Origin of the sequence: Pseudomonas sp. p21 (assembly GCF_001642705.1) — a bacterium.
Taxonomy (GTDB): domain Bacteria; phylum Pseudomonadota; class Gammaproteobacteria; order Pseudomonadales; family Pseudomonadaceae; genus Aquipseudomonas.
This window is the reverse complement of sequence record NZ_LWBV01000005.1, coordinates 1-16,451: the sequence shown is the minus strand read 5'-3', so window position 1 is coordinate 16,451 and position 16,451 is coordinate 1. Positions and strand designations below refer to the sequence as shown.

The following is a 16,451-nucleotide window of genomic DNA, read 5'->3' as shown; positions in this document are numbered from 1 at the left end:
AACCGCAGTGACTCAAACCACACATTACAACGTGCAAGCGCTTACCACCTTCGTCGAGCGGCTGTTCGAAAAGGCCGGCGCCGATACCGAAGTTGCCCAGGTCGTGACCCGGGTACTGCTCGAAGGCGAATTGCTGGGCCATCGCACCCATGGCCTGAACCTGGTCAGCCGCTACATCGACGGCATGCTCAGCGGGCAGGTGAAGGCCCGTGCACAGGCACTGGAGCAGGTGTCCGACAGTGGCATTGCCAGCCTGTTCGATGGCCACTACGTGTTGGGGCCGTACTGCGTGAGCCGTGCTCTGGACTGCGCGGCAAAGGGCGCGGCCGGGCAGGGCATCGGTATCGCCGTGGTACGCCGCGCCGCGCATATCGGCTGCCTGGCAGCCTACCTCAAGCCCTACACCGACCAGGGCCTGGTGGCCATGCTGTATTCCTCGGACCCGTCAGTGGGGCTGGTCTGCGCCCATGGCGGCGTCGATCCGGTCTACACCCCCAACCCGATTGCCGCGGGTATCCCGACCCAGGGCGAGCCGATTCTGCTGGACGTCAGCATGTCTACCGTCACCCTCGGTCTGGTCGGCCAGTGCCGCGATACCGGCAGCCGCCTGCCGCACCCGGTGCTGGTGAGCAATGACGGGCAACTGAGCGCCGACCCGCGCGACTTCTTCACCAGCCCGCCAGGCAGCATCCTGCCCTTGGGTGGCCAGGCCTTTGGCCACAAAGGTTTCGCCCTGGCACTGCTGGTCGAGGCCCTGACCTCGGGGCTGGCCGGCCATGGGCGCAAGGATGTACCAGACCAGTGGGGGGCCTCGGCCACGGCCGTGGTCATCGACCCGCGTTTCTTCGGTGGCCTGCAAGCGTTCACCGACGAAACCAGCTTCCTCGGCCGGCTGGTCCTGGCCAGCCGGCCACTGGACCCCGAGCGCCCGGTGCGCCTGCCTGGGCAGGCTGGCCTCGCCCTGCGCCGCCAAGCGCTGGAGCAGGGGGCACGTCTTTCACCACAGCTGGTGGCTGACCTTGACCGGCTGGCCGTGCAGCTGCAACTGCCAGCACTTTCCCAATGAATGACAGTAAGGGTACACAGATGACTGATCGAGCGAACGGCAAGCGACCGCTGCCTCTGAATCACGATGCCAGCGCGTTCGACAGCGGCAGTTGGGTAGGGCGGGTCTGGCTGCCGGAGCAGGGCCCTGCGGTGGTGCTGGTGAAGGCCGGCGCCGTGCACGATATCAGCCCCTATGTAGCCACTGTCTCGGCCCTGCTGGAAGTGGCCGACCCGGTCGCCTACCTGCGCAGCCTGCCGCTGGCCGAACCGCTGGTCGTGCTGCCAGCCTTGCTGGGCAACAGCGACCCGGCCCAGCGCGACCCGCACCAGCCATGGCTGCTGGCACCCATCGACCTGCAGGCGGTGAAGGCCGCTGGTGTGACCTTCGCCACCAGCCTGCTGGAGCGCGTGGTGGAAGAGCAGGCCAAGGGCGACCCGGCCAAGGCCGATGCGATCCGTGACACCTTGGCCAGCCGCATCGGCGCCGACCTGTCGCAGATCGTGCCGGGCTCAGCCCAGGCCGAAGCGTTGCGCAAGGTGCTGGTGGAGCAAGGCCTGTGGTCGCAGTACCTGGAAGTGGGTATTGGCCCGGATGCCGAGGTGTTCACCAAGGCCCAGCCGCTGTCGGCGGTCGGCCACGGCGCCGACATCGGTATCCACCCCAAGTCGAGCTGGAACAACCCGGAGCCGGAAGTGGTGCTGGCGGTGTCGAGTGACGGTCGCATCAAGGGCGCGATGCTTGGCAACGACGTCAACCTGCGCGATTTCGAAGGCCGCAGCGCCTTGCTGCTGTCAAAAGCCAAGGACAACAATGCCTCCACCGCGCTGGGCCCGCTGTTGCGCCTGTTCGACGAAAGCTTCGGGCTGGACGATGTGCGCGCCGCCGAAGTGGACTTGCAGGTGACGGGCGAAGACGGTTTCATCCTCGCCGGCCGCAGCTCCATGCGCCAGATCAGCCGCGACCCGCAGGACCTGGTGCAGCAAACCCTCAACGAGAACCATCAGTACCCCGACGGCCTGGTGCTGTTCCTCGGTACCTTGTTCGCCCCCAAGCAGGACCGTGACCAACCGGGCAACGGCTTCACCCACAAGCCGGGTGATGTGGTGAGCATCAGCAACCCACACCTGGGTACCCTGTGCAACCGCGTGACCACCAGCGACCTGGCACCGCAGTGGGACTTCGGCCTGCGAGCACTGATCGACAGCCTCGGCCGGCGCGGCCTGCTGGACGCTGCAACCACCGCGCGCCAGCCTTGAGCGGCGCGTAGCGTCAGGGAGGGCGCGGTATGAACGAAGGATCGCCAAGGCGCTGACAGCGCGGCAACAATAATAATAAAGGTCATCACATGAAGCCTACGAAGAAGTACCAACGCATCACCGTCGTGTTCCTGCTGCTGATCGGCATCGTCAACTACCTGGACCGAAGTGCGCTGTCGATCGCCAACACCTCGATCCAGAAAGACATGATGATCAGCCCGTCGCAGATGGGCATCCTGTTGTCGGCGTTTTCCATTGCCTATGCCTTCGCCCAGCTGCCGATGGGCATGATCATCGACCGCCTGGGCAGCAAGATCGCCCTCGGCGCCTCGCTGCTGGGCTGGTCGGTGGCCCAGGCAGCATTTGGCATGGTCAACAGCTTTGCCGGCTTCATGGGCCTGCGGGTGCTGCTGGGGATTGGCGAGGCGCCGATGTTCCCGTCGGCGGCCAAGGCCCTGTCGGAGTGGTTCGATGCCAACGAACGCGGCACCCCGACTGGCGTGGTCTGGTCCTCGACCTGCCTCGGCCCGTGCCTGGCGCCGCCCTTGCTGACGCTGTTCATGGTCAACTTCGGCTGGCGCGGCATGTTCATCATCACCGGCGTGATCGGCGTGGTGCTGGCGCTGTGCTGGTTGACCTTCTACAAAAGCAAGGCACGCTACCTGGCGGAGCTTGCTGCCGAAGGCAAGCCGTTGCCAGGCGAACAGCCGGCGCCGGTAGCCACTGCACAAGCGCCGAAGGCCTCGTACTTCGCCGGCTGGCTGGACCTGTTCAAGCACCGCAGCACCTGGGGTGCGGTACTGGGCTTCATGGGCGTGATCTACATGCTCTGGCTGCACCTGACCTGGCTGCCTGGCTACTTCGAGCGTGAGCACGGCCTGGACCTGTACAAGACCGCATGGGTGGTGTCGCTGGCCTACGGCTTTGGCGCAGCGGGCACGATCGTCGCCGGGCGCTTCTGCGACTTGTTGGTGAAGCGCGGGATGAGCGTGCTGGCCAGCCGCAAGTTCAGCGTCATCATCGGCCTGGTGCTGGCGGCGCTGTTCACCCTGCCGCTGTCGTTCGTCACTGGCCTGACCGGTTGCATCATCCTGCTGTGCCTGGCGCTGTTCAGCATCAACATGGCCAGCGCCACCGCCTGGATGATCGTCAACACCATCGTCGACAGCCAGCGCGTGGCCTCGTTTGGCTCGATCCAGAACTTCGGCGGCTACATTGCAGGCTCGGTGGCGCCGATCGTCACCGGTTTCAGCATCCAGTACTCGGGCTCGTTCACCACGGCGTTCATGATCAGTGCGGTGGTGGCGCTGTGTTCGGCGGTGGCGTACTTCCTGCTGCTGCAGGCACCGATTGGCAGTGCCAAGGTCCAGGCGGCGGAGATGGTCGGGGCGACGGAACAGATGTGAGTTCCGGGGGGCGCTGTGCGCCCCAATCGCGACGCAAGGCCGCTCCCACAGGTATTGCAGTGCTGCTGAAACCAGCGTGATACCTGTGGGAGCGGCCTTGCGTCGCGATTGGGCTGCAAAGCAGCCCCAAGCCGATAGCCGATTGTTGAGCGACCCACGGCACTTGCCAGGCCTACCGATCTGTATGTATAACCAGTATTAATCCCAGCCGCCTGACCCCATCCCGTGATCGCCCATTCCGTCGACGACCCGTTCTACTACCTGCACAATTTCCGCCAGGTGCTGCTGTGGGTCGAACAGCGCTACGAAGACCTGCTCGACGATCAGGAACTCGCTTTCATCCGCACCTTCGTCCAACTGGACACCCCGGCACAAGCCTTGATGGTGCGCATGGTCATGCGCAAAGGCGAGCTGTTTCGCAGCGATCGCCTCGACTATGCCGAAATCGGCGATACCGGGCAGGCCCTGCAGCCGTTGCTGGCCCTCGGCTGGGTACAGGAACCTGCGCAACTGGCGCTGGAGCAACTGTTCGCCTTGCTGCGCAAGGACGAACTTGCCCGCTGTTTTGCCCCACAGCTGAGCCGCCCCCGCGCCGCCAAGCATGAGCTGCTTGCACAACTGCAACCCTTGGGCCTGCAAGCCCGGTCATTGGCCGAGTGGTTCCCGGACAGTGGTGTGCGCATCCTCCAGTGGTGTCTGCAACCCCTGTGCGATCGCATGCGCCTGCTGTTCTTCGGCAACCTGTACCAGTACTGGTCGGACTTCGTCCTCGCCGACCTCGGTGTGCTGCGCTACGAACAGGTGCCGTTCAGTGCCGATTCGCGTGCCCTGCAGCAACGTGCCGAAGTCGACCTGGCCATGGCCTTGCACCATTGCGCCGAGCGCCTGGAGCAGGGCGACGACCCGCTGTCGATTCTGGCTGCCATGCAAGGCCTGCGCAGCGACAACCCGTGGCTGGCCCGGCGCCATGCGCGCCTGCAGTTCGCCCTGGGTCAGCAATGCGAACGCCTGGGTGACTGGGCGCAGGCCATGGCGGTCTACGCGCAGTGCAGCCATGCCCAGGCGCGCATCCGCCAGGTGCGGGTGCTGGAGCGCAGCGAGCAGTGGGCACAGGCCCATGCGCTGGCGTTGCAACTGGCGGCGGCACCGGCCAATGCGCTGGAAGTGCAGGCGCTGGAACGCATGTTGCCACGCCTGGCCCGCAAGCTCGGTGGCCCGCCACAGCGGCGCCAGCGTGTCGCGCCCCTGGAGCTGATCGAGCTGGAGCTGCCCCGGGAACTGGCAGCGCTGGGCGTGGAGGAAGCGGTCCGCCAGCACTTGGCCGAAGCCGGTGGGCCAGTGCATTACGTGGAGAACACGCTGTTCAACAGCCTGTTCGGCTTGCTGTGCTGGGAGGCGATCTTCGCCCCGGTGCCTGGCGCGTTCTTCAACCCGTTCCAGGCCGCCCCGCAAGACCTGCACGACAGCGACTTCCAGCAACGCCGCAGTGCTCTGTTCGAATGTTGCCTGGCGCGGCTTGACGATGGCAGCCATCACCGGGTGATTCTCGACTGCTACGCCGCCAAGCAAGGCCTGCAGTCGCCGTTCGTGTTCTGGTCCATGCTCAGTGAAGAATTGCTTGAGCAAGCCTTGGCCTGCCTGCCGGCGGCCCATTTGAAACAGTGCTTCCTGCGCCTGTTGCAGGACATCCGCAACAACCGCGCCGGTATGCCCGACCTGATCCAGTTCTGGCCCCAACAGGGCCGCTACCGCATGGTCGAAGTCAAGGGCCCCGGCGACCGCCTGCAGGACAACCAGCTGCGCTGGCTGGAGTTCTGCCGGGCCCACGGCCTGCCCGTCGCGGTGTGCCATGTGCGCTGGAGCGAAACGCCGTGAGCTACAGCGTGGCGGTACGCGCCTTGTGCGAGTTCAGCGCCAAGGTCGGCGACCTGGACCTGCGCTTCACGCCATCACCTACCGCCCAGGAGGGGATCGAGGGGCATAGGCGGGTGGTGGCGGGACGCGCTACGGGCTATGAGTCGGAAATTGCCCTCGAAGGCCAGTTCGAAACCCTGACGGTACGTGGCCGTGCCGACGGCTATGACCCCGCCTGCAACCGCCTGGAAGAGATCAAGACCCACCGTGGCGACCTGTCGCGCCAGCCGGCCAACCATCGGCAGCTGCACTGGGCACAGGCCAAGGTCTATGGTTGGTTGATGTGCCAGGCACGGCAATTGCCGGCCATCGAGGTGGCGCTGGTGTACCTGGACGTGGACAGCGATGGTCAGACGCTGATCAGTGAACACTGCACGGCTGCCGAACTGCAGGCCTTCTTCGCAACCCAGTGCCAACGCTTTCTGGCGTGGGCGCAAGGGCAGGAGCAACGCCTGGCCGAGCGTAACCGGGGCCTGCAAGCGCTGGGCTTCCCCTATCCGGCGTTCCGCCAAGGCCAGCGGCAACTGGCGGAAACCCTATACAAGGCGGTGAGTACCGGCCGTTGCCTGATGGCCCAGGCCAGCACCGGAATTGGCAAAACCCTCGGTACCTTGTTTCCCCTGCTCAAGGCCATGGTGCCGCAGCAGCTGGACAAGCTGTTCTTTCTCACCGCCAAGACCCCGGGCCGGGCCTTGGCACTCGATGCCATGCGCCAGATCACCGACGCAACGCCGCAGCCGGCCTTGCGCACGCTGGAGCTGATCGCCCGCGACAAGGCCTGCGAGCACCCTGACAAGGCCTGCCATGGCGAGTCCTGCCCCTTGGCCGCAGGCTTCTACGACCGCCTGCCGGCCGCGCGGGAGGCGGCGGCAGCGCTGCCTTTGCTCGACCGTGCCCAGCTGCGCGTGGTGGCCCTGGCGCACCAGGTGTGCCCGTATTACCTGGGCCAGGAGATGGCCCGCTGGGTAGATGTGCTGGTGGCGGATTACAACTACTACTTCGATGCTCATGCCTTGTTGTTCGGCCTGACCCAGGCCAACCAGTGGCGGGTCGCGGTGCTGGTGGACGAGGCGCACAACCTGGTCGAGCGCGGGCGCGGCATGTACAGCGCCAGTCTCGACCAGGGCCAGTTGCTGGCCCTGCGCCAGAGCAAACCGCACGGGCTGGTCAGTGCGCTGGACCGGCTGAACCGGCAGTGGAACGCCCTCTACAAGGAACAGCGTGCGCCGTACCAGGCCAGCGAGGCGCTGCCGGACGCATTGCTGCGCGCCCTGCAGCAATGCATCGGGCTGATCCAGGAGCAGATGAACCAGACGCCTGCGCAAATGGACCCGCAGGTGCTGCAGTTCTTCTACCAGGCGTTACAGTTCAGCCGGGTTGCCGAGCTGTTCGACGAGCACTTCCTGTTCGACATCAGCCAGCGCCAGGGCCCGCGCAAGCGGCGCCTGGCCACCCTGTGCCTGCGCAATGTCACCCCGGCGCGCCTGTTGGCCCCGCGTATGCAGGCGGCGCGCAGTGTGACGCTGTTTTCCGCCACCCTGAGCCCACGGCATTTCTACAGCGACCTGCTGGGCATGCCGGCCGATACCGCCTGGCTGGAAGTGGCCGCGCCGTTTCGCGCTGAACAGCTGGAAGTGCGCATCGCCAGCCAGGTATCCACCCGCTACCAGCAACGCCAGGCTTCGCTGGCGCCAATCGTCGAGCTGATTGCCCGGCAGTATGAGCGCATGCCGGGCAACTACCTGGCGTTCTTCAGCAGTTTCGAGTACCTGCAACAGGTTGCCGGGCTGCTGGCCGAGCGGCATGCACAGATTCCCATGTGGGCCCAGGAGCCGGGCATGGACGAGGCGGCCCGCCAGGGGTTTCTCGACCGTTTTGTGGCGGATGGCCGCGGGGTGGGCTTTGCGGTGCTGGGTGGTGCATTCGGGGAGGGGGTGGACTTGCCGGGCACGCGGCTGATCGGCGCGTTTGTCGCTACCCTTGGGTTGCCTCAGGTCAACCCGGTCAACGAGCAGTTCAAGCAGCGCCTGGGTCGGCAGTTTGGCGCGGGTTTCGATTACGCCTATCTCTACCCGGGCGTGCGCAAGGTCATCCAGGCGGCAGGCCGGGTGATCCGTGGCGACCAGGACCGTGGTGTGCTGGTGCTGATCGACGAGCGCTTCGCCGAACCCCGGGTGCAGCAGATGTTCCCGGGGTGGTGGCCGGCGCCGGGAGGTTAACGCGGCCCCGGCAATTTGTGCGTCTGCGCTGAAACCCTGGGCCGCAAAGCGGCCCCAATCTGGGCATCAAGGCTAGCCAGGCATGCCATCTACCCGGGGCTGCAGCAAAATGGGCAGGTAGTGGCGCAGGAAAAGCAGCAGCGCCAGGCTCCAGCACAGTACCGAAAGGCTCACCCCCAGCGGTGTGAACAACGGCAGCACCACCCTTGCCAGCGTCGCCAGTTGTATCAAGGCAAAGGCCCAGGCAATGCTGGTTGGTACCTGCAGCGGCCTGCCGCTGTGGCCCAGGCTGACCCGTGCCATCATCGCCAGGATCAAGCCGGTCATGGCACCCACGGTCAGGGCGTGAGTCACCAGGCTCGGGCTCAGCGCCACCCCGGCGTGCCATAGCGCCATGCCCAGGCAGGCAATGGCAATCCAGGCATAGGCCAGGTGCAGTGACCACAGCAGGGGCACACGCCACAGGCCGCGGTCATACCACAAGGCCAGGCGGGCGGTGTGCAAGGCGAACAAGGCGCCGAACAGCACGGCCAGGCCGATACGCGGCGTATCGGCCAAGCCCGAGGCAAAGGCCAGCGGTACCGCTACGCTGAGCAGCAGGCAGGCACGGTCCAGCCAGGGGCGGGCCGGGGCCGGGGCCATGTTGCCCAGGCCGCGCCGGGTGAAGAACGGGATCACCCGCCCGCCAAGCACGGTCATCATCGCGGCCACCAGCCACAACCCGGCAAACACCCCGCGGCGCTGCCACAGTTCGTCCTGGCGCAGCCAGCCGGCCAGGGTCAGCCACTGGCAGGCGGCAATCAGCAGCACCAGGCCGACGATCGGGTAGTTGTTACGCAAGCGCCGTTGCACGATCGGCCTTGCCAGGGCCAGTGCCACCAGTGGCAGGAAGCTGCCCTCGACCACGGCCAGCAAGCCGCCCGGCAGCGGCAGGAACCAACTCGCCCGGCCCAGCGCCCACAGCAGGAACAGGCCCTGCAGCGCGTGCCCGCTCAGGCCCGGGATTCCGCTCCAGTTCTGTACGGCGGTCAACAGGAACCCGGCGACGATGGCGGTGGCAAAGCCGTAGAGCATCTCGTGGCGGTGCCAGGCGAGCATGCCGCCGGGTGGCGTGGGGTCCAGTACCCCGGCCAGTACGCCGGCCCACAACAGCAAGGCGACCAGCGCAAACAAACTGCCCCCCAGGAAGAATGGGCGGAAACCCAGGCCCCAGACGGCCTGGCGTGGGCGTGACTCGATCGGTTGCACAAGCATGGGCGGACCTTCGTTCGTTCAGTAGGCTTAATTGGGGTAAGATCACGATCCGTGCCAGCTTCAAACCCCTTGTATATCAAGGTGATGGCACCTCTCCGGGTCCGAATGACATGCGTACTTTGCTGTTATTCAGACTTGCTTGTATGTCGTTTTGACTTGCTTCAGGGTTTGGCCGGTTCGCCGCTGGTCAACGCTTCGCTACAGGATTCACGTTTTGTCCGACCTCTCGAAAAATCCGCTGCTGCAGTACATGGCCCGCCTGGCCCCATCCAGCCAGCAAACCATGCGCTACATCCTTCAGGACGCCGCCGACCGGCTGGGTTTTGTCGACTGCAATATCGTCGATGTGCCTTGGCATCGGCTCGAGCCCGGCCATGTGATCGCCCTGGTGGCGGCGCTGCGTGCCGACGGTTACGCACCCAACAGCTCGTCGCTGTACGTCAACGCCATCCGCGGGGTGATGAACGAAGCCTGGCGCCAGGGCCTGATCGATCACGAGCAGTTGCTGCGCATTCGCGAGGTCAAGCCGGACACTGGCAGCCGCCTGCCGCCGGGGCGCAACCTGCGGCGCAGCCTGATCCGCGAGCTGATGGATGTGTGCGCGGCCGACCCGCGGCCCCAGGGTGTGCGCGACGCGGCGATCATCGCTTTGCTGTACGGCACCGGCATGCGCAAGTCGGAGTCGGTGGACATCGACCTGGACCAGGTCGACTTCGAGGCGCGCAGCCTGCAGGTGCTGGGCAAGGGTAACCGCCAGCTGATCAAGTACGCGCCGCCATGGGCGTTCGAGAAGTTGCAGGCGTGGCTGGACCTGCGCCGCCAGGACCTGCCGGGAGGGGTCGAAGACGACCCGTTCCTGTTCAACCGCATCCGCCGTGGCAGCCACATCACGCGGGCGCGCATCACCAAGCATGCCATTTACTACATCGCCCGCCAGCGCGGCGCGCAGGTGGGCGTGAAGATCATGCCACACGACTTCCGCCGGGCGTTCATCACCCGGGTGATTGAAGAACATGACCTGTCGATTGCGCAGAAGCTTGCGCATCACGCCAATATCCAGACCACGGCCATCTATGACCGGCGTGATGACAACGAGCGTCGGCGTGCGGTGGACCGCTTCGATTACTGAGGTTTGATTTTTTGGGGGCCGCTTTGCGGCCCTTCGCGGGCATGCCCGCTCCCACAGGTACAGCACAGGCCTCCAGGTACAGATCAACCTGTGGGAGCGGGCGCGCCCGCGAAGGGCTGCAAAGCAGCCCCATTTGCACCCCGCTCCCACAGGTACAGCACAGGCCTCCAGGTACCGAATAACCTGTGGGAGCGGGCGTGCCCGCGAAGGGCTGCAAAGCAGCCCCATTTGCACCGGTACGGGCACCGAAACAGGGCCGAAGCACGCCCCCGCCTTGTGCGCCATCCCCCTGTATGCCCGATGCCAGAGCGGCTGTGGCAAAAGTTTCATTTCCGTTCACCTGCGGAGTTGGCCCGCAACCTGCTATATCCAGCCTGAGAATTTGATCGAGTGGTCAGGCCGCGAGCGTTGTAGCCGTGCGCGCCTGCCCCTCTAAACGGCCAACAGGCCACGGATTTCAGGGGCCGCAGGATGTCGCTCGCGGAGCAGATCGAACAACAGCAAGACGATGCAGGCTGGAGCGCCCACCTGCAGTTGCGCTTCGTCAGGCGCGACGAGGTGACCCGCCTTGGTGCGTGGCGGCATTTCGGACCTCTTTTGGTGCAGCGGCCGTTCTATCCGGAAGGTGCACCGTGCCATGTCTACGTGTTGCACCCACCCGGCGGCATCGTCGCCGGCGACCGCCTGGAACTGGACATCCAGCTGGAACCGGGCAGCCACGCGCTGCTGACCATGCCCGGCGCCAGCAAGTTCTACCGCAGTATCGGCCCGACCGCGCGGCTGGCCCAGCGCTTTCACCTGGCCGCTGGCAGCACCCTGGAGTGGCTACCGCAAGACAGCATCTTTTTTTCCGGCGCCCGTGCCAGCCTGAAAAGCCGTTTCACCCTCGAACCGGGGGCGCGCCTGCTGGCCTGGGAAACCCTGTGCCTGGGGCGCCCGGTGATGGGCGAGCGTTTCGACCAGGGTGCCCTCGACAGCCGCCTGCACATCGAACTGCCCGACGAAGTCGGCCTGCACGAGCGCCTGCGTCTTGAAGGCGGACGCCTGGCCAAGCTTGGCGGGCATCCGCTGCTGGCCACCTTCTGCGCCGCACCAGCCGACCAGGCCGTGCTGGAGCTGGTGCGCCCGCTGCTTGACGAACTGGCCAACCCGGCTGGCGCGACCCTGCTCGGGTCGCTGCTGGTGATCCGCGTGCTCGACCATGACAACCAACACCTGCAACGCACCCTGCAACGCCTGTGGCATGTGCTGCGCCCGGCCGTCCTCGGCCTGCCTGCCTGCCCGCCGCGTATCTGGGCTACCTGAGAGAGCGCCATGGAGCTGACCCCGAGAGAGAAAGACAAACTGCTGCTGTTCACTGCCGCGTTGCTGGCGGAGCGGCGCCTGGCCCGTGGCCTGAAGCTCAACTACCCGGAAGCGGTGGCGCTGATCAGTGCCGCCGTGCTCGAAGGCGCCCGTGATGGCCGCACCGTCGCCGAGCTGATGAGCCTGGGGCGCGAAGTGCTGAGCCGCGAGCAGGTAATGCCCGGCATTGCCGAAATGCTCCACGACGTGCAGGTCGAAGCGACCTTCCCGGATGGCACCAAGCTGGTGACCGTGCATGACCCCATCGTCTGAAACTGCCCAGGAGCCCCGCATGATCCCAGGTGAAATCCAGGTCGCCGCTGGCGACATCGAGCTGAACAGCGGCCGCGCGACGGTCAGCGTCAGCGTGGCCAACCATGGCGACCGGCCGGTGCAGGTCGGCTCGCACTACCACTTCTACGAAGTCAACGAGGCGCTGGTGTTCGAGCGCGCACCGACCCTGGGCTTTCGCCTGGACATCCCCGCGGGTACCGCCGTGCGTTTCGAACCCGGCCAGGCGCGTACCGTGCAACTGGTGGCCTACGCAGGCAAGCGTGAGGTCCATGGCTTTCAGGGCAAGGTGATGGGCGCGCTGGAGGGCAGGGCATGAGCCGCATATCCCGCCAGGCCTATGCCGACATGTTCGGCCCCACCGTGGGCGACCGCGTACGCCTGGCCGACACTGCGCTGTGGGTCGAGGTGGAGCAGGACTTCACCATCTATGGCGAAGAGGTCAAGTTCGGTGGCGGCAAGGTCATCCGCGATGGCATGGGGCAGGGCCAGATGCTGGCCGCCGAAGCCATGGACCTGGTACTGACCAATGCCCTGATCATCGACCACTGGGGCATCGTCAAGGCCGATATCGGCATCAAGCACGGGCGCATCGCGGTGATCGGCAAGGCTGGCAACCCCGATGTGCAGCCCGGCGTGAACGTGCCGGTGGGCCCCGGCACCGAGGTGATCGCGGCCGAGGGCAAGATCGTCACCGCCGGTGGCGTCGACTCGCACATCCACTTCATCTGCCCGCAGCAGGTGGACGAGGCGCTGAACAGCGGTGTCACCACCTTCATCGGTGGCGGTACCGGCCCGGCCACCGGCACCAACGCCACCACCTGCACGCCCGGCCCCTGGTACCTGGCGCGCATGCTTCAGGCCGCCGACAGCCTGCCGATCAACATCGGCTTGTTGGGCAAGGGCAACGCCTCGCGGCCGGAAGCGCTGCGCGAGCAGATCGCGGCCGGTGCCGTGGGCCTCAAGCTGCACGAAGACTGGGGTTCGACACCGGCGGCCATCGACTGCTGCCTGGGTGTGGCCGAGGAAATGGACATCCAGGTGGCGATCCACACCGACACCCTCAACGAGTCCGGCTGCATCGAGGACACCCTGGCGGCCATCGGCGACCGCACCATCCACACCTTCCACACCGAGGGTGCGGGTGGCGGCCACGCCCCGGACATCATCCGCGCAGCGGGGCAGGCCAACGTATTACCGTCCTCGACCAACCCGACCCTGCCGTACACGGTCAACACCGTGGACGAGCACCTGGACATGCTCATGGTCTGCCACCACCTGGACCCGAGCATCGCTGAAGACGTGGCCTTTGCCGAGTCGCGCATCCGCCGCGAAACCATCGCCGCCGAGGACATCCTCCACGACATGGGCGCCTTTGCCATGACCTCGTCCGACTCCCAGGCCATGGGCCGGGTTGGCGAGGTGGTGCTGCGCACCTGGCAGGTGGCCCACCAGATGAAGCTGCGCCGCGGGCCACTGGCGCCAGATACCAGCTACAGCGACAACTTCCGGGTCAAGCGCTACATCGCCAAGTACACAATCAACCCGGCACTGACCCACGGCATCGGCCACGAAGTGGGCTCGGTGGAGGTCGGCAAGCTGGCCGACCTGGTGCTGTGGGCGCCGGCGTTCTTTGCGGTCAAGCCGGCCCTGGTGATCAAGGGCGGGATGATTGTTACCGCGCCCATGGGCGACATCAATGGCTCCATCCCCACGCCGCAACCGGTGCACTACCGGCCGATGTTCGGCGCCCTGGGCGCGGCACGGCATGCCACGCGCATGACCTTTCTGCCCCAGGCAGCGATGGACCGCGGCCTGGCCGAGGAGTTGAACCTGCGCAGCCTGATCGGCGTGGCCCACGGCTGCCGCCGGGTGCGCAAACCGGACATGGTCCACAACACCCTGCAGCCGCTGATCGAGGTCGATGCGCAGACCTACCAGGTGCGTGCCGACGGCGAACTGCTGGTCTGCGAACCGGCCCGCGAACTGCCGCTGGCCCAGCGTTACTTCCTGTTCTGAAGGAGCACCGATGATTGTCTTGACCCGCCGTATCTCCGACCCCGGCACGCTGGGCGAAACCGGTACCGTCACCCTGGACGTGGACAGCCGCATCAAGAGTCGCCTGCGGGTGACCCTGGATGATGGCCGCGAGGCCGGGCTGATGCTCGAGCGCGGCCACCTGCTGCGCGGAGGCGAACTGCTGGCCGATGCCGAGGGTACACAGCTGATACGTGTGCTGGCGGCACCCGAAGCGGTGTCCACGGTGCGCTGTGCCGACTCGCACTTGCTGGCCCGCGCGGCCTATCACCTGGGCAACCGCCATGTGCCGCTGCAGATCGAACCCGGCCTGTTGCGCTTCCAGCACGACCATGTGCTGGACGACATGTTGCGTGGTCTGGGCCTGACGGTAGAAGCCGAACAGGCACCCTTCGAGCCCGAAGCGGGCGCCTACCAAAGCGCGCCGCACAGCCATAGCCATGCCCACGGCCACGATCATCCGTTCGTGCGCCTGCCTGCCCATTCCTGAACTGCCTGGAGCAACCGATGAAAAAGACTTTCGCCCTGTTTCTGCTGATGCTGGCGCTGCCAGCCTTCGCCCACCCCGGGCACGACTCCAACCCGCTGCAGGACGGCCTTCTGCACCCGCTGACCGGGCTTGACCACCTGCTGATGCTGCTGGGCACCGGCGTGCTTGCCGCGTTGACCCGGCGCAGCCTGACGCTACCTCTGGCAACCCTCGCGGCGATGTTCGGCGGTGCGGTGTGCGGCCACCTGTTCGGCGATGTGCTGGGCATGGAAACCCTGATTGTCTTGTCGCTGCTGGTGGCTGCCGGGGCCGTGCTGCTGCCTCGCCGTCAACTGCTGCTGGCCATGGCCATGCCGGTGTTCGCCCTGTTCCATGGCTGGGCCCATGGCGTGGAAGCCACACCAAGCGCGTTCTGGCAATTCAGTGCCGGCTTCGTCACGGTCAGCGGCCTTTTGCTGGCGGCCGGCTTCGCGGTCGGTTGTCTGCTGCGCAGACATAGCGGCTTGCAGAAAGCCTTTGGCGGTGGCCTGCTGGCCGGCGCCGCGCTGGTACTGGCCGGTTGATGGACAGCGACCTGGCGTTGCTGCGCCTGCTGCAGCTGGCCAGCCCTGGCTTGCCGGTGGGTGGTTTTACCTACTCGCAAGGCCTGGAGTGGGCGGTCGAGGTCGGCTGGGTAAGGGACGTGGATGGCTTCGCTGCCTGGCAGCGCGAACAGATCGACGACACCCTTGCCTGCCTCGACTGGCCGGTGCTGGCGCGCCTTTACCGTGCCTGCCAGGCCGAGGACGCCGAGGCCTTCGGCCACTGGTGCCGCTTTCTGCTGGCCAACCGCGAAACCGCCGAACTGCGCCTGGAAGAGCAGCAGCGCGGCGCGGCGCTGGCACGGCTGCTGGATGGCTGGCAACTGGGCCAGGCGCCGGCCTGGCGTGCCAGCCTCGAACTCACCCAGCTGGGCGGTATGGCCTGGCTGGCTGCGCACTGGGCGATCCCACTGCGCCAGTTAGCCCTGGGCCATGGCTTTGCCTGGCTGGAGGGCGCGGTAATGGCTGGGGTCAAGCTGGTGCCGTTCGGCCAGCAGGCGGCCCAGACCTTGCTGCGCGACCTGGGGGCAGGGCTGCCTGCAGCCCTCGACCAGGCACTGGCCCTGGGCGATGACCAGCTTGGCGGCGGCCTGCCGTTGCTGGCCATTGCCTCATCGCGTCACGAAACCCAATACACCCGTTTGTTCCGTTCCTGAGGACTGCCTGCATGCAAAGCTATCAACAACCCCTGCGCGTCGGTGTCGGCGGCCCGGTCGGCTCCGGCAAGACGGCGCTGCTCGAAGCCTTGTGCAAGGCCATGCGCGACCACTACCAGATCGCTGTGGTCACCAACGACATCTACACCAAGGAAGACCAGCGCATCCTCACCGAAGCCGGGGCCCTGGAGCCGGAGCGCATCGTCGGGGTGGAAACTGGCGGCTGCCCGCACACGGCGATACGTGAAGACGCCTCGATGAACCTGGCGGCGGTCGAAGCACTGGCGCGCAAGTTTGGCAACCTTGAGGTGATCTTCGTCGAAAGCGGCGGTGATAACCTGAGTGCCACGTTCAGCCCGGAGCTGGCCGACCTGACCATCTACGTGATCGATGTGGCCGAAGGCGAGAAGATCCCGCGCAAGGGCGGGCCGGGAATTACCAAGTCGGATTTCCTGGTGATCAACAAGACCGACCTGGCGCCCTATGTGGGCGCTTCTCTGGAAGTGATGGAGCGCGATACCCAACGCATGCGCCCACAGCGGCCATGGACCTTCAGCAACCTGAAGAAGGGCGAGGGGCTGCAGGCGGTGATCGATTTCATCGTCGAGCGCGGGATGCTGGGCGTGCGCGGGTGATGTAACGGGTTGAACGCCGTCTGGACCATGGCGCAATTCCTGTGGGAGCGGGTTTACCCGCGAACACCGGCGCAGCCGGTGCCACCCACCGCGTTGGCTTCTTCGCGGCTAAAGCCGCTTGTGTCTTGAGAGGGGATTAGAATCTGGAGTGAGAGCGGTGAATGGCAAGCTGAATGCCAGAGGTGCCTTGA

At 66.0% G+C, this 16,451-nt stretch carries 15 protein-coding genes; 14 read left to right on the top strand and 1 reads right to left on the bottom strand.

The window, feature by feature from the left end; genetic code table 11:
• The first annotated feature begins 7 nt into the window (after positions 1–7).
• The 5 genes from A4C63_RS15700 to A4C63_RS15680 all read left to right on the top strand — a co-directional run bounded on the left by A4C63_RS15700 (position 8) and on the right by A4C63_RS15680 (position 7,843).
• The gene (locus tag A4C63_RS15700; protein ID WP_063913461.1) at positions 8–1,066 is read left to right on the top strand and encodes an Ldh family oxidoreductase; all 1,059 of its coding nucleotides are present in this window, start codon (positions 8–10) and stop codon (positions 1,064–1,066) included.
• Between the two features lie 20 nt (positions 1,067–1,086).
• On the top strand, positions 1,087–2,304 hold the full coding sequence (locus A4C63_RS15695; RefSeq protein WP_063913460.1) for a fumarylacetoacetate hydrolase family protein: 1,218 nt from the start codon (positions 1,087–1,089) through the stop codon (positions 2,302–2,304).
• Between the two features lie 89 nt (positions 2,305–2,393).
• Positions 2,394–3,710 carry an MFS transporter gene (locus A4C63_RS15690; RefSeq protein WP_063913459.1) on the top strand — a complete coding sequence of 439 codons (1,317 nt, stop codon included), beginning with the start codon at positions 2,394–2,396 and terminating at the stop codon, positions 3,708–3,710.
• Between the two features lie 225 nt (positions 3,711–3,935).
• Entirely contained in the window at positions 3,936–5,585 is a 1,650-nt protein-coding gene (locus A4C63_RS15685) for a VRR-NUC domain-containing protein (RefSeq protein ID WP_063913458.1), read from the top strand.
• Positions 5,582–7,843, top strand: a complete 2,262-nt coding sequence (locus tag A4C63_RS15680; RefSeq protein ID WP_063913457.1) for an ATP-dependent DNA helicase — start codon at positions 5,582–5,584, stop codon at positions 7,841–7,843. Before A4C63_RS15685 ends, A4C63_RS15680 begins: the two co-directional genes overlap by 4 nt.
• A 72-nt stretch (positions 7,844–7,915) precedes the next feature.
• Here the strand turns inward: A4C63_RS15680 and A4C63_RS15675 are convergent, their stop codons facing one another.
• Positions 7,916–9,097, bottom strand: a complete 1,182-nt coding sequence (locus A4C63_RS15675) for an NnrS family protein (protein WP_063913456.1) — start codon at positions 9,095–9,097, stop codon at positions 7,916–7,918.
• A 214-nt stretch (positions 9,098–9,311) separates the two neighbouring features.
• Here A4C63_RS15675 and xerC point away from each other — a divergent pair, with 214 nt between their 5' ends.
• The 9 genes from xerC (at position 9,312) to ureG (ending at position 16,260) form a co-directional block, all read left to right on the top strand.
• Positions 9,312–10,226, top strand: coding sequence for a tyrosine recombinase XerC (gene xerC / locus A4C63_RS15670; RefSeq protein ID WP_063913455.1), 915 nt, complete (start codon positions 9,312–9,314; stop codon positions 10,224–10,226).
• A gap of 471 nt (positions 10,227–10,697) precedes the next feature.
• Entirely contained in the window at positions 10,698–11,531 is an 834-nt protein-coding gene (locus A4C63_RS15665; protein ID WP_063913454.1) for an urease accessory protein UreD, read from the top strand.
• Positions 11,532–11,540: 9 nt separating this feature from the next.
• Positions 11,541–11,843, top strand: a complete 303-nt coding sequence (locus A4C63_RS15660) for an urease subunit gamma (RefSeq protein ID WP_003256923.1) — start codon at positions 11,541–11,543, stop codon at positions 11,841–11,843.
• Between the two features lie 19 nt (positions 11,844–11,862).
• Positions 11,863–12,180 carry an urease subunit beta gene (locus A4C63_RS15655; protein ID WP_025339426.1) on the top strand — a complete coding sequence of 106 codons (318 nt, stop codon included), beginning with the start codon at positions 11,863–11,865 and terminating at the stop codon, positions 12,178–12,180.
• Positions 12,177–13,880, top strand: a complete 1,704-nt coding sequence (gene ureC / locus A4C63_RS15650; protein ID WP_063913453.1) for an urease subunit alpha — start codon at positions 12,177–12,179, stop codon at positions 13,878–13,880. Before A4C63_RS15655 ends, ureC begins: the two co-directional genes overlap by 4 nt.
• Before the next feature lie 10 nt (positions 13,881–13,890).
• Complete coding sequence (gene ureE / locus A4C63_RS15645) at positions 13,891–14,388, top strand: urease accessory protein UreE (RefSeq protein WP_063913452.1); 498 nt, start codon at positions 13,891–13,893, stop codon at positions 14,386–14,388.
• Between the two features lie 17 nt (positions 14,389–14,405).
• Positions 14,406–14,951 carry a HupE/UreJ family protein gene (locus A4C63_RS15640; protein WP_063913451.1) on the top strand — a complete coding sequence of 182 codons (546 nt, stop codon included), beginning with the start codon at positions 14,406–14,408 and terminating at the stop codon, positions 14,949–14,951.
• Complete coding sequence (locus tag A4C63_RS15635) at positions 14,951–15,625, top strand: urease accessory protein UreF (protein WP_063913450.1); 675 nt, start codon at positions 14,951–14,953, stop codon at positions 15,623–15,625. Before A4C63_RS15640 ends, A4C63_RS15635 begins: the two co-directional genes overlap by 1 nt.
• An 11-nt stretch (positions 15,626–15,636) precedes the next feature.
• On the top strand, positions 15,637–16,260 hold the full coding sequence (ureG, locus tag A4C63_RS15630) for an urease accessory protein UreG (protein WP_010953755.1): 624 nt from the start codon (positions 15,637–15,639) through the stop codon (positions 16,258–16,260).
• Positions 16,261–16,451: the final 191 nt, after the last annotated feature.

Excerpts from the sequence above, each read along its gene's own strand:
- A4C63_RS15695 (WP_063913460.1), top strand. The coding sequence starts at position 1,087 with ATGACTGATCGAGCGAACGGCAAGCGACCGCTGCCTCTGAATCACGAT.
- ureE (WP_063913452.1), top strand. The coding sequence starts at position 13,891 with ATGATTGTCTTGACCCGCCGTATCTCCGACCCCGGCACGCTGGGCGAA.
- A4C63_RS15675 (WP_063913456.1), bottom strand. The coding sequence starts at position 9,097 with ATGCTTGTGCAACCGATCGAGTCACGCCCACGCCAGGCCGTCTGGGGC.
- A4C63_RS15690 (WP_063913459.1), top strand. The coding sequence starts at position 2,394 with ATGAAGCCTACGAAGAAGTACCAACGCATCACCGTCGTGTTCCTGCTG.
- A4C63_RS15665 (WP_063913454.1), top strand. The coding sequence starts at position 10,698 with ATGTCGCTCGCGGAGCAGATCGAACAACAGCAAGACGATGCAGGCTGG.
- A4C63_RS15655 (WP_025339426.1), top strand. The coding sequence starts at position 11,863 with ATGATCCCAGGTGAAATCCAGGTCGCCGCTGGCGACATCGAGCTGAAC.
- ureG (WP_010953755.1), top strand. The coding sequence starts at position 15,637 with ATGCAAAGCTATCAACAACCCCTGCGCGTCGGTGTCGGCGGCCCGGTC.
- ureC (WP_063913453.1), top strand. The coding sequence starts at position 12,177 with ATGAGCCGCATATCCCGCCAGGCCTATGCCGACATGTTCGGCCCCACC.
- A4C63_RS15635 (WP_063913450.1), top strand. The coding sequence starts at position 14,951 with ATGGACAGCGACCTGGCGTTGCTGCGCCTGCTGCAGCTGGCCAGCCCT.
- A4C63_RS15660 (WP_003256923.1), top strand. The coding sequence starts at position 11,541 with ATGGAGCTGACCCCGAGAGAGAAAGACAAACTGCTGCTGTTCACTGCC.
- A4C63_RS15640 (WP_063913451.1), top strand. The coding sequence starts at position 14,406 with ATGAAAAAGACTTTCGCCCTGTTTCTGCTGATGCTGGCGCTGCCAGCC.